This is a genomic window from Microbacterium oxydans (assembly GCF_006540085.1).
GTDB classification, from domain to species: domain Bacteria; phylum Actinomycetota; class Actinomycetes; order Actinomycetales; family Microbacteriaceae; genus Microbacterium; species Microbacterium oxydans.
The window spans coordinates 148,177-169,803 of record NZ_BJOG01000001.1; the positions used below are offsets into that span (position 1 = coordinate 148,177).

Here is a 21,627-nt window from a genome sequence, read left to right on the forward strand (position 1 = left end):
ACCCACACCCACACGCACACCCGCACCCGCGCCCGCGCACTCCTGCCAAAACGGAGACCATTCGTCCGCGCCCGGCGTGTCTCCCCGGAGGCGGATACCAACGCGCCGAGCGGGCACCGGATGGTCTGGGTTTTGGCACCAGCGACGAGCCCCTTGACACCCGCGTGAGTTATATGGTTACTTAGTCAAGTAACTAACCCACGAACCACGCGGAGGACTCGTGATCGAAGAAGGCAAGCCGCTCTTCCTCCAGATCGCCGAGCAGATCGAGGACTCGATCGTCGACGGCACACTCAGCGAGGAGGCGCAGGCTCCTTCCACCAACGAGCTCGCCGCGTTCTACCGGATCAATCCCGCCACCGCAGCGAAGGGAGTCGCCATGCTCACCGACAAGGGAGTGCTCTACAAGCGCCGAGGCATCGGCATGTTCGTCGCCGACGGTGCCAGGGAGCTGCTCCTCGGCGAGCGCCGCGCCGCGTTCGCCGATCGCTACATCGACCCGCTCCTCGCCGAAGCCCGCACGCTCGGGCTGGGCGCGGAAGATCTCGCGGCACTGCTCAGGCAGCGCGCCGCACTGACCATCGACGCAGAAGGGAAGACCCCCGCATGACCGCCGTCATCGAGGTGCAGAACCTCACCAAGCGCTACAAGGAGAAGCGAGCACTCGACAACGTGTCGCTCGCCATCGAGGGAGACGCGATCTACGGCCTCCTCGGCCGGAACGGTGCAGGCAAGACCACGCTCATGTCCATCCTCACCGCGCAGAACTTCGAATCATCCGGAACCATCAAGGTCTTCGGCGAGCACCCGTACGAGAACGCGCACGTGCTCAGTCGGATCTGCTTCGTCCGCGAGAGCCAGAAGTATCCGGACGACGCGTACCCCAAGCACGCTTTCAAGGCTGCGAGCCTGTTCTTCCCGAACTGGGACCAGGCGCTCGCCGACGAGCTCATCGCCGAGTTCCAGCTGCCGATGAAGCAGACGATCAAGAAGCTCTCGCGCGGCCAGCTGTCCGCGGTCGGGGTCATCATCGGTCTCGCCTCGCGCGCCGAGATCACCTTCTTCGACGAGCCGTATCTCGGTCTCGACGCGGTCGCCAGACAGATCTTCTACGACCGACTGGTGGAGGACTATGCGGAGCATCCGCGCACGATCATCCTGTCCTCGCACCTGATCGACGAGGTGTCGAACCTCATCGAGAAGGTCATCGTGATCGACGATGGGCGCATCCTGCTCAACGAAGACACGGATGCGGTCCGCGAACGCGCCGTGACCGTGGTGGGCGACGCCGCCAAGGTCGATGCCTGGGTGGGTGCGCGGGAAGTGCTGCACCGGGAGTCGCTCGGCCGGGTCGCGTCGGTCACCGTCCTCGGTGCCGTGTCGTCGGAGGATCGCGCCGAGATCACCGCGTCAGGACTCGACCTCGCACCCGTCTCGCTGCAGCAGCTGGTCGTGCGGCTCACGCAGAAGGTCGCGACCGATTCCACGAGAGAGAACGCAGCGAAAGAGGAGGTGCGCTGATGCGACGCACATTCAACGTCGTCCGCCTGCAGCTGATCAACAAGGGCACCTTCGTCTGGTACCCGCTGATCATCCTCGCGGCTGCCGTCGTGATCTCGATCATCATCTACGCGATGATCCCGGTCGACACCCCCAAGTACGGCGGCGGAGGCCAAGCGCCCCTCTGGTACTTCTTCGCGATCGGCATGTCGGCGATGACCCTGACCTTCCCGTTCTCGCAGGCCATGAGCATCACCCGCAGGGAGTTCTTCTTCGGCACGATGCTCACGGCAGTCCTCGGCAGCGCCCTCATGGGAATCCTGTTCCTGATCGGCGGCGGCATCGAGGTCGCCACGAACGGCTACGGCGTGAACGGCTACGTCTTCTACCTGCCGTGGCTGTGGGACGCCGGGCCCCTCGGCGCCTTCGTCGTCTACTTCACACTCGCCCTGTTCTTCTTCGTGCTCGGGTTCACGGGCGCGACGATCTACAAGAGCTGGGGGCAGCTGGTCCTGCTCATCGTGGGCATCGGGCTGGCGCTGGTGCTCATCGGCCTCGTCTTCCTGGCGACCCGGCTCGACCTGTGGAACCACGTCGGCGCCGCGATCATGGACCTCGGGGCGGTGGGACTGGCGCTGTGGGGTCTCGTGCTCACCGCGGTCTTCACGGGAGTGTCGTTCCTCGCGTTCCGCAGGACCATCCCCTGATCCTCCGCGAGAGAACACGAATGCCGCGACCGCACTCCCCGTGCGGTCGCGGCATCGTGGCTTTCGTCAGCGGATCCCCCTAGCCTCGGAGCACGGCGGAAGCAACCGGGTGCCGAAGAGCCGCGACGGTCACTACGCTCGGTGCGCGTGAAGATCCCTCCCCGTCTGCGGGCCCGCCGTTCGGGTGTCGCCCGCTCGCTGCATGAAGCAGTGCTCCCCGCGCGGCTCCTGCTCGTCGCGAAGACGATGCTCGCGGTCGGGCTGGCCTGGGCGATCGCACCGCACATGCCCGGTGTCACCGACGAGTACCCCTACTACGCTCCGCTCGGCGCGCTGGTGAGCATGTATCCGACCTTGATGGGCTCGGCGAGATCGAGTCTGCAGACCTTGCTCGGGCTGGCCACCGGAATCGGCCTGGCGACCCTCATCGTGATCACCGTGGGCCCGACGTGGTGGTCGATCCCTCTCGTCGTCGGGCTCGGCGTGCTCGTCTCGGGAACGGGATGGTTCGGCGTCGGTCGCGAGTACGTGCCGATGGCCGCCCTCTTCGTGCTGATCATCGGCGGGCAGAAAGCCGACGACTACTCGCTCGGGTATCTGACGCAGATGGCGGTCGGGGTGGTCGTCGGCCTGGTGGTGAACCTGGTCATCGCGCCGGCGCCGCTCACCTTGGCAGCGGCCGGACGGGTGGCCGACTTCCGCGAGCAGCTGGCCGCGCATCTGCACGACATCGGCTCGGCGGTCTCGGAGTCGTGGCCTCCCGAGCACGAGCAGTGGGCTGATGACGCGGCCTCGCTGGCCGATACCTCCTCGGAGTTGAGGGCGGCCCTGACCGAAGCGGAGGAGAGTCGCCGCGGCAATCCTCGCGCCAAGGGACACCGCTCATGGATCCAGCAGAGCCACGATGAGCTCGCCGCCCTCGATCGCATCGGCCACCTCATCCGCGACATCGCCGACGAGATCGCCGACACCATCTGGGAGCGGCCGGCAGGGCTCGCGCTCGACCCCGCCCTCCCGGGTCCGCTGTCGGCCGCGTGCCATGCGGTGGCCGAGGTGATCGCGCACGGCGATGCCTCCTCGAGCGAGGATCACCGCGTGCGCGCCGAGGCGGCGCGGGCGATCCGGCTGCTCCTCGAGACCGTCGACGACCGCACGGTCGACGTCCGACGATCGATGGGTCCGGGAGTGCTCACCGCGATGCACCTGCGACGCATCCTGATCCTGAGCGGTACAGGCTCCCCCTCCGAGAAGAGGGAAGAGGAGGTCGAGTAGCCGCGTCAGATGGTGTCGTCGGCGGCGATCACATCCACCTGCCAATAGCGGCCATCGGGGTCGGTGTCATCGTGCGCATCGTCGGCAGCGCTCATCACGTCGTTGATCTTCACCATCAGGTCGTCGAACTCGGCCTCGGTCAGCCGCATCGTGCGCTGGGTGAAGGCGGCGTGCACCTCTGCCGTGCGACCGGCGACGTATTCGGGAGTCCAGGCGGTCACGCGGCGCATCAGGTCGTGGTGATCCTCGACCAGCGCGGCGATCACGGCGCTGCCGAGCTCCTCGTCGGCGACCGGACTCTCCGGGCCGCCCACATTGAGGGGACCCTTGTGCCCCGTCCAGACGCGGTCGCGCCGATCGCGGGCCTTCTCCGGTGCCTCTTCGATCAGCCCGGCATCGGCGAGGGCGCGCAGGTGGAAGCTGGCACTGTTCGCCGGCACGCCCAGTTCCGCGGCGATGTCGGCTGCGCGGAGGAAGTCCCGCCGGGCGAAGAGGCGGATCATCCGGCGCCGAAGCGGGTGCGAGTAGGCCTTCAGCATGGCCGATGTCATCCAGGCGGGGTCATCGCGCGCGCTTTTCGTGCGATCCTCCGTCATCCCCCGATCCTACCCGCACTTCCAATTGCGCAATAAGCCTTGCGCAATACTTCTTGCGCATCTAATCTCGACGCATGACCACCCTCACCGAGCCTCATCGCCTGTGGCGGAACACGCGCTACCTCACCTGGTTGGTGAGCGATACGAGCAAGGGGCTCGCCGGCGCGCTCTTCGCCTTCGCGATCCCCCTGCTCGCTCTGATCGTGACGAACGACCCCGCTCAGGCGGGCATCATCGGCGGGGTCGGGATGGCGGCCCGACTCCTCACGACCCTTGCGGGCGGCGTGCTGGCCGACCGCCATCGCCGTATCGCGCTGATGCTCCTCGGCTCGCTCATCGGCATCGTGCTGGCTGGCGGCTTCACGCTTCTCGCCCTGGGGGACGCCCTGACCTTCGGGTCGTTGCTCGTGGTCGACGTGCTGCTCGCCGCACGCAGCGGACTCTTCGACGTTGCGGGCGAGAGCGCCATCAAGGAGATCGTTCCCGACGACGCGATGGGGCGCGCACAGGCCGCGAATCAGGGGCGCGATGCCGCTCTCCAACTGGCGGGTGGTCCGCTCGGTGGTCTGCTCCTCGGCGTCGGCGGCTGGCTCGTCGGCGTGGTCATGACCCTGTGCCACGTGATCGCGGCCCTGACCGCGTGGATGCTGGGGCGTCAGGCGCGTCGCGCCGGAGTGGTCGATGCGGGCGAAAACCCAGACCACCTGCGTGCTGCGCGGCGCGTCGAGCCCGAACACGCCGCGGACACGGCGGATGGTCTGGGTTTCGGCACCTCGACGACCCCGCCCGCGGCGAAGCCCGACGCGTGGAAGGAGCTCCGCGAGGGGTTCGGGTGGCTGCTCTCCCGTCCCGACCTCGGCGGGGTGCTGCTCATCACGACGGTCATCAACCTCGGCTTCAACGCCACGATCACCACCATCATCTACGCCCTCCAACAGGAAGGACATTCGGAGCTTCTCATCGGCGCCCTGAGCGCGTCGATCGGCGCCGTGATGCTCGCGGGAGCCGTGGTGGCCCCTCTGCTCATCCCGCGCATCAAGGCCGGAATCCTGGCGATCGCGGGGCTCTCCGTGATCTCGGCAGGTGCCATCGTGCTGTCGGTGGTCACCGACCCGCTGATCATCGCCGTGGTGCTCGGCGTCTCGGTACTGCTGGTCCCGGCGCTCAATGCCGGCATGATGGGCTACTTCATGGTCGCGACCCCGAGCCACCTGCTGGGGCGTGCCAACAGCGCTGCCGGTGTTCTCGGCATGGGCGCGATGCCGCTGGCACCACTCATCGCCGGCTTCGGCCTCGCCTGGATCGGCCGGGAGTGGACCATCCTGGTGTGCGCAGCGCTCTGCCTCGTCGCCGTGGCGATGGCCCTCGGCAACCGGGCGCTGCGCGCTCTGCCCGTCGAGTCCCGCTGGGCCGAGCACGCGAAGCAGTACGAGAGGGCCTGAGCTCCCGGGAGAAGGCGGTCGGCGCTAGAGCGCTCCGGTCAGCGCGGCGATCCCCGCCAACAGGGACACGAGAGCCAGCACGAGCGCGACCGCGATGAGGACGGCATGCACCTTGAGGAACGCCGTGGCCTTGCCGTTCTCGTCCCGCGCGCGGGGGTCTTTGGACACGCGCTTGTAGAACTGCGGCCAGACCAGAACGTTGAAGGCGGCGTTGAGGAACAGCACGATGGCGAGGGGGATCACCCCTCAACGGTATCGACTTCGTCTATGGGCCTCCCCGCACGATCATCCGCGCGGATTCTTGGATGCAGACATGTATCAGAAAGCCCTTGCCGCGCTCCTGGTAGGTGTGATCACAATGGGCTTCATGATCGACGGTGCACCCGGCACCGCTCACGATCCTGCCTCGGACGACGGGCGCGCACGCTGGGAGCGCGCCGCGGATCTGTTCGACGCATGGCGCGAGAGCGACAGCCGCGCGATGGACGAGCTCGTACGGCTGATGACGCCCGTGCTCTGGCACGTCGTGCGCGCCTATGGGCTGGAGCGCACGCTCGCCGAAGACGTCGTGCAGACCACCTGGCTGCGACTCGTCCGCGGCCACGACTCGATCAGCGACTCACGGGCCGTATCGGCCTGGCTCACGACCACCGCCCGCCGGGAGGCCTGGAAAGTCGCGAAAGCGCACGGCAAGGTCGACACGACCGAAGCGGATGACCTCGACACGCTGCTGCCCGAACAGGCGTCGGCCGAAGAGCACGCCACCCTCGGCGACGAGAACCGGCGACTGTGGGCGGCCGTGCGCCGTCTGAACGAGCGCTGCCAGAAGCTGCTGCGAGTGATCGCCTTCGAGGATCGTCCGGACTACGCCCGCATCGCCAGCGACCTCGCCATGCCCGTCGGCAGCATCGGCCCCACTCGGAACCGGTGCCTCGCCAAACTACGCGCCCTGCTGGACGCGCCACCGACAGCGCAGGCAGGGGGATTCGCATGACCGAGAACGAGGACGCCCAGATGTTCGCCCGGCTCCGCTCCCTGTGGAGCGAGGTCGATCCGATGCCCGCCGGCCTCATCGACCGCATGGTCGCCGCAGTCGCCGCCGACGGCCTGAACCGTGAATACGCGCTGCTCACGCTGGTCGAAGGACAGTTGGGCGCGGTGCGGGGCGAGGCCGACGCGCTCACCCTGCAGTTCAGCGACGGATCGACGAGCATCCTGCTGCACGTGACGACGACGGCTTCCGGACGCCGCCGCGTCGACGGCTGGGTCGACACCGCAGCCGCCGAGATCGTCCTGACCCAGGGCGAGAAGACCAGGTCGATCACGCCGGAGGAGACCGGACGCTTCGTGTTCGACGACGTCCCGCCCGGCCTCACGCGCGTTCAGCTGACCACCGTGATCGGGGACGAGACGCGCACACTGGCGACCCCGCAGTTCGAGCTGTGACCACGGGCGCCGCCCGTCGATGAAGACGCGGGTCCACCCGCAGGAAGAGGATGACGCATGGATCAGCCCAAGGGATGGACCTGGCAGGACCGCGCGGAGGGATCGATCCGACGGGGCACGGCGCTCGACCCGAGCACGGAGCCGGTGGACGGTATCCGTGCGTTTCCGACGGCGTACCTGCCTGAACGCCTGCTGATCACCCGCGCTCTCGGCGATGAGGAGGCCTACGACCGGGAGGTGCGCACGCTCCGCGACGCGGCGGACACGTTCGGCTGGCAGCTCGAGATCGAGGACGACACCCGCTCAGCGGTCGACGGCGAACTCGTGCCGGGAGTTCCCGGTTTCCTGCGCGCTCGGCTGCGCACGCCGGACGAGCCGGTGCGCGGTGAATCGCCCGTCGCACCGGATGCCTGGCGCGTGCTCCAGCGCGCACGCCGCATGTCCCGCTCGACGATGCCGCGCACGAGCCTCGACCACGTGCTCTCCATCGATCCGGTCGGGCTCAATCCGTTCACCAGGACGAACCCGTTCACCCGCACCAATCCGTTCACCCGCACCAACCCGGTGCGCGGTGCGGGTGGCGCCGGCGGCAGCGACGACTACCTCGAGCCCGGACGCGGAGCACGACAGCCGGTGACCTGGGTGGGGCCTGCGCCCGTGCGCGGTCCCAGCCCCAAGCGCGGACGACGACCCGTCGTCGCTGTACTCGACACCGGCTGCGGCGAGCACGCCTGGCTTCCCGCTGACATCGTCACCCGCACCGTCGACCTCGACGGCGTGCCGGTCGGGCTGACCGATGACGCCGATCCGGAGCGCTACCCCGACCTGTACGGGCAGCTCGACGGGGAGATCGACGCGGTCGCGGGACACGGCACCTTCATCGCGGGCATCGTCCGACAGGCGGCTCCGGACGCCGACGTCCTCTCGATCCGGGTCGCGGGGGCGCTCGGCGTCGTGGACGAGAGCACGCTCCTCGAGACGGTCGCCCAGGTCGTGACGCTGCTGGTGCGCCACCGCGAGAACCCGAAGACGGGCTTCCCGATCGATGTGCTGAACCTGTCGCTCAGCTACTACCACGAGACGCCGACCGACGGACTGTTCAGCCTCACGCTCTACCAGCTGCTCGCCAAGGCACGCGAACTCGGCTGCGTCGTGGTGTGCTCCGCGGGGAACGACGCGATCGATCGCCCCTCCTTCCCGGCATCCCTGTGGCCATGGCCGGGCGCGGACAACGGCATCCGCCGGGACAAGGACGCGCCGCTCGTCTCCGTCGGAGCGTTGAATCCTTCCGGCCAGTCGGTCGCCCTGTTCTCGAACATCGGTCCGTGGGTGCAGGCCTACGCACCCGGAGCGGCGGTGGTGAGCACCTCGCCCGCGTTCGTGGGAGGCGCCCAGGCGGCGACGAGGGCCGACGTCGAAGGTCTGCGCCGTGAGACGATCGACCCCGACGATTACCGCGGGGGCTTCGCGGTGTGGAGCGGTACGTCGTTCTCGGCACCGTATGTCGCGGCGCGGGTCGCCGCGCAGCTCGGTACGGTGCCGGTCGGCGGAGCGACCCCCAGCGCTGCGGCGAAGGCGGTCGCCGCCGTCCTGAAGTCGCTGCCGAGCCCGATCGATCCCGTCTGACGCACCCCGGGACGAGCCGTCCGTACCGATGCGGGCGGCTCGTCCTGGTGCCAGGCGGCTGCCCGGGGCGCCCGGCGGTGCACCTGCAGGACGAATGCACGAATGCCGGATCAGGACGCGGCGCGTCATCCGACGAATGAACTTTCTCCCGGCGAGTGTCGCGCTCGATCCGCGCTCTTCCCCGCAGCCCTGGAGCACGGCATCCTGGAGGGATGCCCCTGTCCGCGATCGAGCTGCACCGGCGCGGAGTCGAGGCGGCGAACGCCCGGCGGTTCGCGCAGGCGCGGCGCGCCCTCGGCGCGGCGTCCGTCCGCGCCGACGACCCCGATCTCCGCGCACGCATCGACGGCACGGTCGCCTACGTCCTCGCGCAGACGGGGGAGCCGGCAGCCGCCGAACAGCTGTGCCGCGAAGCGCTCGGCCGGCCCGGTCTGCGGAGCGAGACCATCGCGGTGCTCAGCGGACAGCTCGGCACACTGCTCATGCACGGTGGTCGGCTGGCCGAGGCGGAGATCGAACTCAGCCGTGCGATCGACACGATCAGCGCGATCGGAGACGAGACCACCGAGCTCGCCAACTGCCTGATGAACCGCTCGGTGGTGCGGATGCAGCAGCGCGAACTCGAGACCTGCATCGAGGATCTGCAGCGTGCGGTGGCCGTGTACGAGGCGAACGACGACGAGGAGCCACTCGCCGAGGCCAGGCACAACCTCGGGTACGCGGCCCTGCTCGGAGGAGACCTCGTCACCGCGCTCACGCTCATGACACGTTCCCGCCCGACGCTCGCCGCGATCAGCGATCTCGCTGCAGCCATCAGCGACCTCGATCGCGCGGAGGTGCTGCGCGACGCGGGACTCACGACCGAGGCCGAAGCACTCCTCGAGCAGGTCGCCGCCCAGTTCGGTACCCAACGGATGCGACAGGCCAGAGGCGAGTCGGAGTTTCATCTGGCTCGCTCTCTCCTGCGTCATGATTTTGCCGCAGCCGAACGCGCAGCACGCACCGCGGCGCGACGCTTCACCGCGCTCGCGAACGACGGGTGGGCGGCCCGGGCAGAGGCGGTGCGGCTGGAGGCGCAGCAGCGAGCGAAGCCGCATCTCCGCATCGACGACGCGGCGTTCGCGCGGACGGCGAAAGCCCTCGAACGGAGCGGCTTCCACACCGAGGCCACGGGGCTGCGGCTGAGTGCACGCCGTGATGGCTCCGGCCGCCTGCCGCGAATCGCCGACACCGCCCCGACACCGCTGCGCATCCGCGCCCAGGAGGTGCGTGCCGCGCGCGCCGCGGCTGCCGGCCGTGACCGCGACGCCCTGCGCGCCGCCGCCGACGGCCTCGAGCTGCTCACCGCCTGGCAGCAGGCGTTCGGCGCCCTCGACCTCCAGGCCTCCGTCGCGATGCACGGCAGCGATCTGATGTTCGCGGGGCTCTCCGCTGCGGCGCGATTGCGCGACCCCGCCACGCTGTTCGAGTGGTCCGAGCGTGCGCGCCACCTCAGCCAGCAGGTCGCCCCGGTGCGACCCCCACACGATGAGTCGCTCGCGGTGGACCTGGCCGAGCTGCGGATGCTGCGCGCCGAGCTGGCCGGGGGCGACTGGACGACGGATGCCAGAGTGCGGGAACTGCGCGACAGGGTACGCGAGCGGCAGTGGGCGGCGACGGGCTCCGGCGGCACCAGAGAGCGGCTCGGGCTCGCGGAGGCAACGGCGCTGCTCGCCCCCGACCTGGCGGTCCTGTCATACATCTTCACCGGATCCGACCTGCAGGCCGTGGTCGCGACATCGGCCGGCGCGACCATCGTCGACCTGTCGTGGCGGCGGGTGCAGACGGCGCTCGACGGCCTCCGCGCCGATCTCGATATGGCCGCGCTGACGCGCGGGGGACTGATGGGCGCGGTCACCGAGCGGGCGCTCACCTCACGGCTGGCGGTCCTCGACGCGGAGCTGCTCGACCCGGTGAGGTCCGCCGCGCCGTCCGCAGCGCGCTTCGCGATCACGGTGCCCGGTGTGCTCGGCGGCGTTCCCTGGGCGATGCTCCCCGGAATCTCCGGCGTCCCCTTCACCCTCGCGACGTCGGCCTCCCGCCTGCTGGGCGTCCCCTCTCGCACGACGACGGCACCGTCGATGATCGGCTTCGCCGCCGGGCCCCGGGTAGCGCGCGCCGCCGACGAGATCGAGCGCGCGGCGGCGACCTGGCGGGGAACCGGCCGCACTCCGCGAATCCTGGTGCCTTCGGACGCGACGGTCGCCGCCGTCACCGAGCTCGCAGCGGCCACCGACGTGCTCCACATCGCGGCTCACGGCAGGCACGCGGTGGACAACCCGCTGTTCTCCGGTTTCGAGCTCGCGGACGGCGTGCTGTTCGGCTACGACGTCGACCTGATCCCGAAGGTCCCGTCGACCGTGATCCTGTCGGCGTGCGAGCTCGGGCGCTCCTCGGTGCGGTGGGGCGAAGAGGCGTTGGGCATGACGCGGGTGTGGTTGCACGCGGGTGCCGACTGCGTGATCGCCGCCCCCGTCGCCGTTCCGGATGACGTCGCGGCCGAGCTCCTCAGCGCCGTGCACACCGGCCTGTCCGAAGGTGCCGCACCGGCCGTCGCGCTCGCGCGGGCATCGGCCGAGACCGGCCTGAGCGCCCCGTTCCAGTGCCACGGCAGCGGATTCTGAAACTTTTCCTCCATTCGATGTATCAGAAGGGAGGCCGCTCGCTCCTGTTCTTCGGAAGGTGCCATGCGAAGGGCCTCGAAGGGAGAGGCGCGAGGGAGGCGCAGTCGGATCTGGGGATCATGCGCACTGGGGAGCGCGAACACGACACGGACACCATCTGCTCGAGGATGATGCGGCAGGCCGCCGCGGCACCCTCAGAGGGCCTCGACGATCTGGGGACGTCGGGGCCCTTGGGGTGTGCCGGGGGAGCGACGCTCCTCAGAGCTCGAGGAAGTCGCCGAGCCAGACGCGTACCGAGGCCATGCATTCCTCCGTGACCTCACCTGCCGTCCCCGTGAGGCGGTCGCGGGAAAGCGTGCGAGGTTGCTCGGTCATGATCCACGACGGCCGGTCCAGTCCGCTCGGCCCGTCCACGACGACGTGATTCGGCCAGCCCCGGTCGGTCGTCGTGATCGGCAGCACGATGGCCAGCGTGGTCACGGCATCCAAGTATCCAGCCGAGGCCACGGCTTCTGCAGCATGCGATTGCTTGTCGGCCGCAGCCGTCCGTTCGATCGCATGCTTCAGCGACTGCAGTCTCCGACGGCGGTCCTCCGCGTCGGCAAGGTGAGCGAGATGCGCACCGAGAGTGAGACCGTCACGCGCGGCCTGCTCCTTCAGCCGGTCGCAGGTCGTCGCTCACCTTGATCGTCGTAGTCATACTTTGAGTATGACCGCGCTCCGTGCGGCGGCGTCAGGCGACCAGCACCGCGTATCCAGCCGCGCGGAGCGCTGCGAGCACCTCGGTGTCAGCCCCGGCGTCGGTGATCACGGTCGGGAAGAGCTCGACGCCGCCGACGGTCGAGAACGCCTCGACGCCGAGCTTGCTGCCGTCGGTCACCACGACCGCTCGGCGCGCGCGTTCGGCCATCATCCGGTTCACCGCGGCCTCGCGCTCGTCCTGTGTGGTCGCACCGGCGACGGCGTCCATCCCGTTCACACCGATGAAGGCGATGTCGAGCCGCACTCCGCGCAGCAGCTGCTCCACGAACGGACCGACCAGTTCGTAGCTGCGCGAGTGGATGACGCCACCGGTGACGACCACCTTGATGTCGGGGCGCGTGGCGAGCTGGGCAGCGATGTTCACGGCATTCGTCACCACGGTGATGCCACCGCTCCCCGCGAGGTCGTCCCGTGCGGCCAAGGCAGCGGCGATCGCGGTCGTGGTCGTGCCGCCGGAGAGCCCGACCACCATGCCGGGTGCGACCAGGCCGGCGGCGGTCTGCGCGATGCTGGCCTTCTCATGCGTGCGCAGGTGGCTCTTGTAGCGGATGGGCAGTTCATAGGCGACCGTCTGCGCTACCGCACCGCCATGCGTCCGGGTGAGCAGGCGCTGCTCGGCGAGCGTGTCGAGGTCGCGACGCGTGGTCGCCGACGAAGCCTCGAACTCCTCGACGAGCTCTTCGACCGTCACCTCGCCCTTCGCAGCCAGCAGGTCGAGGATCGCGTTCAGCCGGGCGGCCCGCTTCATCAGGCCACGGCTTCCGTCGTCTGCAACGCGAACAGCCGGAGCATGCGCGCGGCTTCGTCCGCGAGGGCATCGCGGGCCGGCGCGAGGTACTTGCGGGAGTCGACCAGGCGCTCGTCCGCGTCGAGCTTCTCGCGGACGGCGCGCGTGAAGTAGCCGTTCAGGTGCGTGGAGACGTTGATCTTGGTCATGCCGGCTCGCACGGCATCGGCGATCACGGCATCCGCGACACCGGACGATCCGTGCAGCACCAGCGGCACGGGGAGAGCCTCGTGAAGGCGCCCGATCAGGTCGAGGTCGAGAGAGGCGGTGCGGTCGGTCATCGCGTGCGAAGAGCCCACCGCGACCGCGAGAGCATCCACTCCCGTCGCTGCCACGAATGCCCGCGCCTCGTCGGGGTCGGTGCGCACACCGGGCGCATGGGCTCCGTCCTTGCCCCCAACCTCGCCGAGCTCACCCTCGACGTACACGCCGGCCTCGTGCGCACGCGCCGCGACCGCCGCCGTGAGCGCCACGTTGTCGTCGTAGGGCAGCGCCCCGCCGTCGAACATGACCGAGCCGAAGCCCAGCGCGATGGCCTCGTCGACGAGCTCCGGCCGCTCGGCGTGGTCGAGGTGCACAGCCACGGGGGTCTGCGCGCGCCGTGCCACCGCGAGAGTCGCCAGGGCGATGGGTTCGAGCCCACCGTGATAGTCGGCGCAGTTCTGGGAGATCTGCAGGATGACGGGGAGCTGTGCGAGCGCGGCTGCCCGAACCAAGCCCTCCGCCGTCTCGAGATGGATCACGTTGAAAGCGCCGATGCCCGTGCCGGCAGCAGATGCCGCGGAGACGAGGTCGCGAGCGGAGACGAGGGTCACGAGGGGTCCTTCCGGAAGGATTCAGGGTCGGGGCGCGAGATGCGCAAGTGCTGTTCGAGCTCGGTCCAGCGTGAGGAGATGTCGCCCGCGAGTGGCGTGAGCACCGCGGCGGCGGACCATGCCGTTGCACGGCGGAGGATCTGCTCGGGGTCGCGCACCCCGGCGGCGTACAACACGGCGCACGCTGCGACACCGGCATCGCCCGCACCCGTCGGGTTGCCGGAGAGCGGCTCGTCCAGGCGCGCGTGCACGAGCTCGGTCCCGGTCACGGCGAGCATGCCCTCGGCGCCGAGCGAGAGCAGCACGAGCTCCGCGCCCCTGGCGATGAGGGATCGGGCTCCGTCGACCGGGTCGGCGATGCCGGTGGCCTCGACCAGCTCGGCCGCATTCGGCTTGAGCACGCGTGCTCCGGCGTCGGCGGCGAGCAGCAGAGCAGGGCCGGAGGTATCGACGATCACCGGCACGCCGGCATCCCTTCCCACCGCGATGAGCATGGGGATCAACGACTCGGGCGGACCGGGCGGCAGACTGCCGGAAACGACGAGCACCCGGGTGCCCGCGAGCCGTTCGACCACCTCGGCAAGCAGTGCCGCCCACTCCACGTCGGTCGGATTCACGCCGCGTTCGTTGATGATCGTGGTGTCTCCGAGTGCCGCATCGACCACCGCGATGCTGCGACGGGTCTCGGCGGCGACCGGCACCAGGGCGTGCGGCACGCCGCTCGCCCGCAGCTCCTCCGCGAACTCCTCGCCGACCCGACCGCCCACGGTGGTGACCGCGAGCACCTCGGTCCCTTCGGCATGGGCCACGCGGGCGACGTTGAGCCCCTTGCCACCCGCGCGCGCCGCTCCGGGGTCCGCGCGGTGCGTTCCCCCTTCGACGAGTCGGTCGACGCGCCAGGTGAGATCGAGTGCGGGGTTGGGGGTGACGGTGAGGATCACGTGAGCTCCCGAGCTCGAAGCGCGGCACCCAGCAGACCCGCGTTGCCGGAGAGCTCGGCCGGGACCAGAGCGGGGATGCGGTGGAAGCTGAGCCGCGCGGCCAAGCGCGTGCGCAGCTCGTCGAAGAGCGCACCACCGGCACGCGACAGCCCGCCTCCGATCACCACGGCCTCCGGCGCCACGACGGCGGTGAGCTGAGCCAGCGACATCGTCAGAGCGTCGAGTGCCGAGTTCCAGATCTCCGCAGCGGTCTCATCGCCCGCCGCCGCGCGCGCGATCACGTCCTTCGCCCCCTCGGGGGAGATTCCCGTCGCCTCCTGATAGCGACGGGCGATGGCTCCGGCCGAGGCGACGGCTTCCAGGCAGCCGCGAGCGCCGCACGCGCAGATCGGCCCGTCCGCGATCGGGGAGTGCCCGATCTCGCCCGCATATCCTCCCGCGGTGTACGGGACACCCCCGACGAGCAGGGCGCCCGCGATCCCGGTTCCGATCACGAGCACCACCGCATCGGCGTAGTCACGCGCACCGCCGAGTCGTCGCTCCGCCCAGCTCGCCGCACGCACGTCGTGATCGAACGCCACGGGGAGCCCGAGACGCTCTGCGGCCAGATCGCGCAACGGAGAGTCGTGCCATCCGAGATTGCTCGCGAACACCCCCAGCCCGGCATCCGCGTCGACGATCCCCGGGACGACGAGCCCCACGGCCTGCGGCACGACGTCGGGGTGCGCGGCGCGGAGCTCTCCCGCCAGCACCTCGAGGCGGTCGAGGAGCACCTGCGTGCGATCGCCCTCGGCGATCGGCGTGGGCGTGCGGCGCAGCCCGAGAGCCGTGCCGTCGGCATCGAACAGGGCCGACTTGATGTCGGTGCCGCCCACGTCGAACGCCAGCACGGGCGCGCCGCCGCCGAGAGTCCGCACGGCGGCGAGCTTCTCCCCTGCGGCATCCCGCTCGACGTCGGGGACGTCGGTCGTCCCGTCAGCTCGGGTCATGGTCGGCTCCGGCGGCGGGTTGCGTCATGCATCCAGGATGACGGATCGCGTGAGGTTGCGGGGCTGATCGGGGTCGAGGCCTCGGGCGACGGCCCGGTCGAGTGCGGTGCGGTGCAGGCGCACGAGGTCGGCGAGCGGGTCGATCGCCCGCTGCTCGAACCGGGCACCGGTGGCCTCGACCTGCGCCGAGAGGCCGTCGGGCGCCTCGCCGAACTGCCAGGTGACGCGGCCCGGGGCCGCGATCGCGATCGGACCGTGGCGGTAGTCCATCGACGGGTACGCCTCCGTCCATGACTGCGACGACTCGCGCAGCTTCAGCGCGGCCTCGTGGGCGAGGCCGATGGTCCAGCCGCGACCGAGGAACGTGTACTGCTCCGCGTCGCGCAGCTCGTCGTCGCCGTCCTCGGCGAGCACGGCCTCGGCGTCGGCGATGGCGCCGGAGAGGTCCTCACCGAGCGAGGCGCGGAAGAGGGCGAGGGCCGTGGTGGCGAAACGGGTCTGCACCACCGACTTCTCGTCGGCGAACGGCAGCAGCACGGCGTCGTCGACCAGCGAGACCAGCGGCGAGTCCGGGTCTCCGATCACGCCGACCGTGGGGATGCGCCCCTTGATGCGCTCGACGAGCTCGAGCACCTCGCTGGTGGTCCCTGAGCGGGTCAGGGCGACGACGGCGTCATACCCGCGGTCGAGGAAGGCCTCGGATGCCGCGTACGCGTCGGTCTCGCCGTGGCCGGCGGACTCGCGCAGCGCCGCGTACGACTGCGCCATGAACCACGAGGTACCGCAGCCCACGACGGCGATCCGGGCACCGGAAGCGGGGAGCAGCGCCTGCTCGGCCTTCAGGTCTGCGGCCCGAGTCCACATCTCGGGCTGGGAGTTGAGCTCTTCGCGCATGTGTGCGCCGGGCAGCGATTCAGTCATCGAGGTGCCTTTCTGGCGATATGTTGCATACTTGTGATCGTTTCACGGTTGATTCGATCATAGTATGGCGTCGAATCGAGTCGTCAACAGCTTTACCTTGATTTGTTTGTTCTCCTGACAAATAATCGGACAAGTTCCACCCGAGCCCCGGCTTGAACGATCGCGGTTGCCTCCCGGCGAAGCGGTCACCCACGCACTGTCGCGTGATGTGCTTGCGACTGTGCACCATACCCCCCTCCCGACGCGGCCCCGCCGCCGAGGGTTCGGACATCACAGTGAGGAATGCAATACACATGAAGAAGTCACTGCGGTTCGGCGCCGCCGCCATTGCGGCCGTCGCCACGCTCTCGCTCGCTTCGTGCGGGTTCGGCGGTTCTTCCGGCGACAGCGGCGACGCGGAAGGATCCACCACGCTCGACCTCCTCGTCCCGAGCTACTCCGACGGCACCAAGGCCAACTGGGAGACCGTGATCGACGGGTTCGAGAAGGCCAACCCCGACATCAAGGTCAAGCTCGAGGTGCAGTCGTGGGACAACCTCGAGAAGGTCGTCTCCACCAAGATCCAGGCCGGCGAGGCACCGGACATCTACAACGGCGGGCCTTTCGCGGGTTTCGTCGGCGATGAGCTGCTCTACCCGACGAAGGACGTCGTCTCGGACGACACCTACTCGGACTTCCAGGAGTCGTTCCTCAAGAACGCCGAGGTCGACGGCACCGCGTACGCCCTGCCGCTGATCGCCTCGGCTCGCGCCCTGTTCGTCAACAACGCGCTCCTCTCCCAGGCCGGTGTCGAGGCGCCGACCGACTGGGACTCGCTGCTCGACGCCGCGACCAAGGTCTCCGCGCTCGGGGGCGGAGTCGCCGGATACGGCATGCCGCTCGGATCGGAAGAGGCTCAGGCCGAGGCCGCCGTGTGGCTGTGGGGCGGCGGCGGATCGTTCGGCGACGCGTCGGAGATCACGATCGACACCCCGGAGAACCTGGTCGGAGCCGAGCAGATCAAGAAGATGATCGACGCCGGCGCGACCCAGGCCGACCCCGGCTCCACCCAGCGCTCCCCGCTGATGGACATCTTCATCCAGGGCAAGATCGGCATGCAGGTCGGCCTCCCGCCGACGGTCGGCCAGATCGAGGAGAACAACCCCGACCTGGACTACTCCATCGTCCCGATCCCGACGAAGGACGGCTCGCCGTTCACGCTCGGCGTCATGGACCAGCTGATGGCGTTCCAGAACGACGACGACAAGAAGGAAGCGATCACCAAGTTCTTCGACTACTACTACTCGGCAGACGTGTACGTGCCGTGGGTGCAGGCCGAGGGCTTCCTCCCCGTCACCAAGTCCGGCGCCGAGCAGCTCTCCGGCGAGGAGGCCCTCAAGCCGTTCCTCGACGTGCTGCCCGACGCGCAGTTCTACCCGTCGACGAACCCGAAGTGGTCCGCCGCCGACGGTGCGTTCAAGTCGCTGTTCGGCCAGCTGCAGTCGAAGCCGGCGCAGGACGTGCTGACCGAGATCCAGGCACAGGTCGACGCGGGCTGAGCCCGCTGATCGGAGAGGTTCGGGTACCCGAATGAGCCAGAAGACAGAGTCCTCGAACCTCGCGGGGGCGGCGAGCAGCCGCCCCCGCACTCCGAAGACCCCGGATGCCACGCGCGGCCGGCCGGGCGGAAAGGACCTCCTCCAGGCGCTGCCCTGGATCGCACCGGCGCTGCTTCTCATCTTCGGCGTGGTGCTGTTCCCCGCCGGGGTGATGTTCTTCAACTCCACGCGCGACATCTCCCTGTCCGGCCTCGACAAGGGCTCGGTGGGCTTCGACAACTTCGTGACGGTCTTCACCTTCACCGAGTTCTGGCCGATCTTCTTCCGCACGATCGTGTGGGTGGTCGCGGTGGTGACCCTCACGGTGGTGATCTCGCTCGGTCTGGCGCAGATCCTGAACAAGGCCTTCCCCGGGCGTCAGCTCGTGCGCATGGCCGTGATCGTGCCGTGGGCCGCCTCCGTCGTGATGACGACCATGGTGTTCTACTACAGCCTCGAACCGTACTTCGGCATCTTCAACAAGTTCCTCTACGACATCGGGCTCTCCGACGACGCGGTGGGCTACGGCTGGACGAAGAACCCTGCGACGGCCTTCACCTGGTCGATCGTGATCGCGATCTTCGTGTCGCTTCCCTTCACCACGTACACGATCCTCGCCGGGCTCCAGTCGGTCCCGGCCGATGCGATCGAAGCCGCGAAGATGGACGGCGCCGGCCCCGCGCGCACCTACTGGTCGATCGTGCTGCCCCAACTGCGCAGCGCCCTGGCCGTGGCGATCCTCATCAACATCATCAACGTGTTCAACTCGCTGCCGATCCTGAAGGTGATGACCGGCTCGATCCCGGGTTACGGCGCCGACACGATCATGACCCTGATCTTCAAGTACATCGAGCTGCAGAAGAAGGTCGACGTCGCGAGCGCCCTCTCTGTGGTGGCGTTCCTCATCGTCATCGTGATCGTCGCGGCGTACGTGAAGATCGTCAAGCCCATGAAGGAGGTCTGATCATGACCGTGACCGAGACCGAGCTCGTGACCACCGCGGGAGGCCGCGGCCGCCGCACCACCCCTCCGACCCCCGGACGCAAGCGCCGCTACACCGAAGACCAGGTGACGCTGCCCCGCGTGATCCTGCGCACCGTCGCCGGGTTCCTGGTGCTCGCGATCTTCGTGCTGCCGTACCTGATCATGTTCTTCGGCTCGGTGAAGACCAAGGCGCAGATCCGGTCCGTCGATCCCACCTACCTCCCGACCGAGTGGCACTGGGAGAACTACATCTCGATGTGGTCCACCCCCGAGACGCCCCTGCCGTACAACCTGATCTCGACCATCGTCATCGCCGTGTTCGCGACGCTGCTCGTGCTGCTGGTGTCACTTCCGGCGGCGTACTACACGGCACGCTTCAAGTTCCCCGGCCGCATGGTGTTCCTGTTCCTCGTGATCGTCACACAGATGCTGCAGCCGGCCGTGCTGACCTCCGGCCTGTTCCGCCAGTTCACCGTTCTCGGACTCGGCGACACCTGGATGGCGATGATCTTCATCAACGCGGCGTTCAACCTGTCGTTCGCGGTGTGGATCATGCACTCCTTCTTCGCGGGCATCCCCAAGGAGGTCGACGAGGCCGCGCAGATCGACGGAGCCGGACGCTTCACCGTGCTGTTCAAGATCAACCTGCCGCTGGTGTGGCCGGGCATCGTCACCGCGATCGTCTTCACGTTCGTCGCGTGCTGGAACGAGTTCGCCGCCTCGCTGGTGATCCTGTCGACCGACAAGAACCAGCCGTTGTCGGTCGCCCTGACCAAGTTCGTCGGTCAGTACGAGACCAGCTGGCAGTACGTGTTCGGCGTCTCGATCGTCGCGATCCTGCCGGTGGTCATCCTGTTCATGCTCATCGAGAAGCGCCTCGTCGGCGGACTGACCGCCGGCAGCGTGAAGTAGAAAACTCTCCGAACTCCTGACATCCGCGCGAGAAGGCGCCGGATGTCAGGGGTTCGCGGGGGATGCGGCGCGCAGCTGCTCCGGGTTCCACCGCACACCCAAGGCCGAGGTCAGGGCGGCCTGCGCCGCCCCGGCCGCGAGCGACACGCGAGGATCGGCGTAGCGCACCGGCACCTGGGCGGTCCCGCGAGCGGGGTACTCGGTCTCTTCCCGCACCCTGTCGAGGAAGCGCGGTCCGAGCTCGGTCGCGGGTCCCCCGATGACCACCTCGATCGGATCGAGCAGAGCGCTGATGAGCTTGACAGCCCTGGCCAGTGCACGTGCGCCCTCGTCGAGCTGCTCTTCGTCGGCCTGCGCGGCGAGCGCGCGGATCTCGGACGCGTCCATGGCGTCGGAGAACTCCTCGCCCAGCATCGCACCCAGGGCGGCGGCCGACTCGAGGCATCCGCGCTGACCGCATCGGCACGCACGGGCCGCCTCGCCGAACACGACCTGCACGTGCCCGATCTCCCCCGCACGGTCGCGGGGCCCCGGTGCCAGCTCGCCGTCGAGGGTGACGGCCGCACCGACGCCGCCACCGAGGTGGATGAAGAGCCGGTAGCCGGACGGCGACTCCTCCATGCCGGCTTCGGCGATGGCCTCAGCGTCGACGTCGTTGATCAGCAGCACCGGCGCACCGAGCGCCCGCTCGAACCGCTCCGCGAGGGGCACGTTCTGCCACTTCAGCTGCACGCTCTCGAGCACCACACGTCCGTCGGTGGTGCCCGGCAGCTGCACACCGGCGGCGAGGAGTCGACCGCCGAACTCCGCTGCCACGGTGGCGACGGCATCGTCGAGGGTGCGGTCGCGGTTCTCCACGGAGTAGTTCACGCGTCGGCCGTCCACCTCGGTGCCGTCGAGCGCGACGAGGGCGATGTCGGCATGACGAGGCTGGATCACCAGCACCAGGATCACGTGGTGATCCGCGTCGACGCTCAGGGTGGTCGCCCGCTTGCCGCCGGTGCTCGCCGCCTGCTCCCCCTCCACGATCAGCCGGTTCTCGATGAGCTCGGCCACCAGTGAGGACGCGGTGGCGGCCGTCAGACCGGTCGAGCGCGCGATGCCCGCGCGCGTCTGCGTTCCCGGGTTCCGGAAGACCAGCTGCAGTGCCCGCCGCAGGTTCGCACGCCGAACGGACGCCTGGGTGTCGAGGCCGTCATCCGTGCTCAGCATGTGTTCCCGTTTCCGAGGCTCGCTCCTTGCGAGCTGTTGACAGATCGCCGCGCGATCCGTAGTCTCTCCCTAAGTTTATTCATTGAACTTAGTTGGTCAATGAACCTCAAGCTCCGGACGGGCGAGTGCTGCACACACCGTCGCCCGTCCGGCACCTCCTTCTCAGCGGCTCTCGGCCGCTTCGGTGTGGTGGCGGATGACCTCCGCGACAACGAAGTTGAACCACTTCTCCGCGAACTCCGGATCCAGGTGCGCCTCCTCGGCGAGGGCACGCAGTCGTGCGACCTGCTGCTCCTCCCGGTTCGGGTCCGACGCCGGCATCTCGTGCTCCGCTTTCAGATGCCCGACCTGCTGGGTGGCGCGGAAGCGCTCCGCCAGCATGAAGATGAGTGCGGCGTCGATGTTGTCGATGGTGGCACGCAGACGGAGCAGTTCGGCCTTCGGGTCTTCGGCGGCGGTCATGCCCCCTACTCTA

The 21,627-nt window shown here is 69.0% G+C and carries 22 protein-coding genes; 12 read left to right on the plus strand and 10 right to left on the minus strand.

The features are described from left to right. The first annotated feature begins 220 nt into the window (after positions 1–220). The 4 genes from MOX01_RS00680 to MOX01_RS00695 all read left to right on the plus strand — a co-directional run bounded on the left by MOX01_RS00680 (position 221) and on the right by MOX01_RS00695 (position 3,479). Complete coding sequence (locus MOX01_RS00680) at positions 221–610, plus strand: GntR family transcriptional regulator (RefSeq protein WP_046748097.1); 390 nt, start codon at positions 221–223, stop codon at positions 608–610. Then, entirely contained in the window at positions 607–1,521 is a 915-nt protein-coding gene (locus MOX01_RS00685; protein WP_061015282.1) for an ABC transporter ATP-binding protein, read from the plus strand. The genes MOX01_RS00680 and MOX01_RS00685 overlap by 4 nt, the downstream gene beginning before the upstream one ends. Continuing rightward, positions 1,521–2,207 (plus strand): hypothetical protein, encoded by a 687-nt coding sequence (locus MOX01_RS00690; RefSeq protein ID WP_061015281.1) that lies wholly within the window; start codon positions 1,521–1,523, stop codon positions 2,205–2,207. Before MOX01_RS00685 ends, MOX01_RS00690 begins: the two co-directional genes overlap by 1 nt. Positions 2,208–2,354: 147 nt before the next feature. Continuing rightward, a complete protein-coding gene (locus MOX01_RS00695) occupies positions 2,355–3,479 on the plus strand; it encodes an FUSC family protein (RefSeq protein ID WP_061015289.1) in 1,125 nt (374 codons plus the stop codon). A 5-nt stretch (positions 3,480–3,484) separates the two neighbouring features. Here the strand turns inward: MOX01_RS00695 and MOX01_RS00700 are convergent, their stop codons facing one another. Further along, entirely contained in the window at positions 3,485–4,075 is a 591-nt protein-coding gene (locus tag MOX01_RS00700) for a winged helix-turn-helix domain-containing protein (protein ID WP_046748094.1), read from the minus strand. Positions 4,076–4,149: 74 nt separating this feature from the next. On the opposite strand from MOX01_RS00700, the gene MOX01_RS00705 reads away from it, so the two are divergent. Continuing rightward, complete coding sequence (locus tag MOX01_RS00705) at positions 4,150–5,517, plus strand: MFS transporter (RefSeq protein ID WP_141368070.1); 1,368 nt, start codon at positions 4,150–4,152, stop codon at positions 5,515–5,517. 24 nt (positions 5,518–5,541) lie between these two features. On the opposite strand, the gene MOX01_RS00710 is transcribed toward MOX01_RS00705, so the two are convergent. After that, positions 5,542–5,760, minus strand: a complete 219-nt coding sequence (locus tag MOX01_RS00710; RefSeq protein ID WP_113681125.1) for an SCO4848 family membrane protein — start codon at positions 5,758–5,760, stop codon at positions 5,542–5,544. Between the two features lie 70 nt (positions 5,761–5,830). Between MOX01_RS00710 and MOX01_RS00715 the strand changes: the two genes are divergently transcribed. The 4 genes from MOX01_RS00715 (at position 5,831) to MOX01_RS00730 (ending at position 11,252) form a co-directional block, all read left to right on the plus strand. Further along, the gene (locus MOX01_RS00715) at positions 5,831–6,511 is read left to right on the plus strand and encodes an RNA polymerase sigma factor (protein WP_227751229.1); all 681 of its coding nucleotides are present in this window, start codon (positions 5,831–5,833) and stop codon (positions 6,509–6,511) included. Beyond that, positions 6,508–6,963: a hypothetical protein gene (locus MOX01_RS00720; RefSeq protein ID WP_061016638.1), complete on the plus strand. Its 456-nt coding sequence runs from the start codon at positions 6,508–6,510 to the stop codon at positions 6,961–6,963. Before MOX01_RS00715 ends, MOX01_RS00720 begins: the two co-directional genes overlap by 4 nt. Positions 6,964–7,020: 57 nt before the next feature. Further along, complete coding sequence (locus MOX01_RS00725) at positions 7,021–8,589, plus strand: S8 family peptidase (RefSeq protein WP_141368071.1); 1,569 nt, start codon at positions 7,021–7,023, stop codon at positions 8,587–8,589. A 212-nt stretch (positions 8,590–8,801) separates the two neighbouring features. Next, the gene (locus tag MOX01_RS00730) at positions 8,802–11,252 is read left to right on the plus strand and encodes a CHAT domain-containing protein (protein ID WP_141368072.1); all 2,451 of its coding nucleotides are present in this window, start codon (positions 8,802–8,804) and stop codon (positions 11,250–11,252) included. Between the two features lie 258 nt (positions 11,253–11,510). Here MOX01_RS00730 and MOX01_RS00735 read toward each other — a convergent pair whose 3' ends face one another. The 6 genes from MOX01_RS00735 to MOX01_RS00760 all read right to left on the minus strand — a co-directional run bounded on the left by MOX01_RS00735 (position 11,511) and on the right by MOX01_RS00760 (position 16,467). Continuing rightward, positions 11,511–11,759, minus strand: a complete 249-nt coding sequence (locus MOX01_RS00735; protein WP_218028585.1) for a type II toxin-antitoxin system PemK/MazF family toxin — start codon at positions 11,757–11,759, stop codon at positions 11,511–11,513. A gap of 226 nt (positions 11,760–11,985) precedes the next feature. Beyond that, positions 11,986–12,762 carry a DeoR/GlpR family DNA-binding transcription regulator gene (locus tag MOX01_RS00740; protein ID WP_058630848.1) on the minus strand — a complete coding sequence of 259 codons (777 nt, stop codon included), beginning with the start codon at positions 12,760–12,762 and terminating at the stop codon, positions 11,986–11,988. Further along, entirely contained in the window at positions 12,762–13,616 is an 855-nt protein-coding gene (locus MOX01_RS00745; protein ID WP_113681734.1) for a class II fructose-bisphosphate aldolase, read from the minus strand. The genes MOX01_RS00740 and MOX01_RS00745 overlap by 1 nt, the downstream gene beginning before the upstream one ends. Next, entirely contained in the window at positions 13,613–14,557 is a 945-nt protein-coding gene (locus tag MOX01_RS00750) for a 1-phosphofructokinase family hexose kinase (RefSeq protein WP_141368074.1), read from the minus strand. Before MOX01_RS00750 ends, MOX01_RS00745 begins: the two co-directional genes overlap by 4 nt. Beyond that, positions 14,554–15,546 (minus strand): ROK family protein, encoded by a 993-nt coding sequence (locus MOX01_RS00755; RefSeq protein WP_197429162.1) that lies wholly within the window; start codon positions 15,544–15,546, stop codon positions 14,554–14,556. The genes MOX01_RS00750 and MOX01_RS00755 overlap by 4 nt, the downstream gene beginning before the upstream one ends. A gap of 24 nt (positions 15,547–15,570) precedes the next feature. Further along, the gene (locus tag MOX01_RS00760; RefSeq protein WP_141368075.1) at positions 15,571–16,467 is read right to left on the minus strand and encodes an SIS domain-containing protein; all 897 of its coding nucleotides are present in this window, start codon (positions 16,465–16,467) and stop codon (positions 15,571–15,573) included. 293 nt (positions 16,468–16,760) lie between these two features. Between MOX01_RS00760 and MOX01_RS00765 the strand changes: the two genes are divergently transcribed. The 3 genes from MOX01_RS00765 to MOX01_RS00775 are packed head-to-tail and all read left to right on the plus strand — an operon-like array spanning position 16,761 to position 19,940. Further along, entirely contained in the window at positions 16,761–18,005 is a 1,245-nt protein-coding gene (locus MOX01_RS00765) for an extracellular solute-binding protein (protein WP_061015807.1), read from the plus strand. A 31-nt stretch (positions 18,006–18,036) separates the two neighbouring features. Next, a complete protein-coding gene (locus MOX01_RS00770; protein ID WP_046748081.1) occupies positions 18,037–19,008 on the plus strand; it encodes a carbohydrate ABC transporter permease in 972 nt (323 codons plus the stop codon). A gap of 2 nt (positions 19,009–19,010) precedes the next feature. Then, positions 19,011–19,940 (plus strand): carbohydrate ABC transporter permease, encoded by a 930-nt coding sequence (locus MOX01_RS00775; protein WP_171011063.1) that lies wholly within the window; start codon positions 19,011–19,013, stop codon positions 19,938–19,940. 45 nt (positions 19,941–19,985) lie between these two features. On the opposite strand, the gene MOX01_RS00780 is transcribed toward MOX01_RS00775, so the two are convergent. Next, positions 19,986–21,152, minus strand: a complete 1,167-nt coding sequence (locus MOX01_RS00780; RefSeq protein ID WP_141368076.1) for an ROK family protein — start codon at positions 21,150–21,152, stop codon at positions 19,986–19,988. Positions 21,153–21,314: 162 nt separating this feature from the next. Next, the gene (locus MOX01_RS00785; RefSeq protein ID WP_021200128.1) at positions 21,315–21,614 is read right to left on the minus strand and encodes a chorismate mutase; all 300 of its coding nucleotides are present in this window, start codon (positions 21,612–21,614) and stop codon (positions 21,315–21,317) included. Between the last annotated feature and the right edge of the window lie 13 nt (positions 21,615–21,627).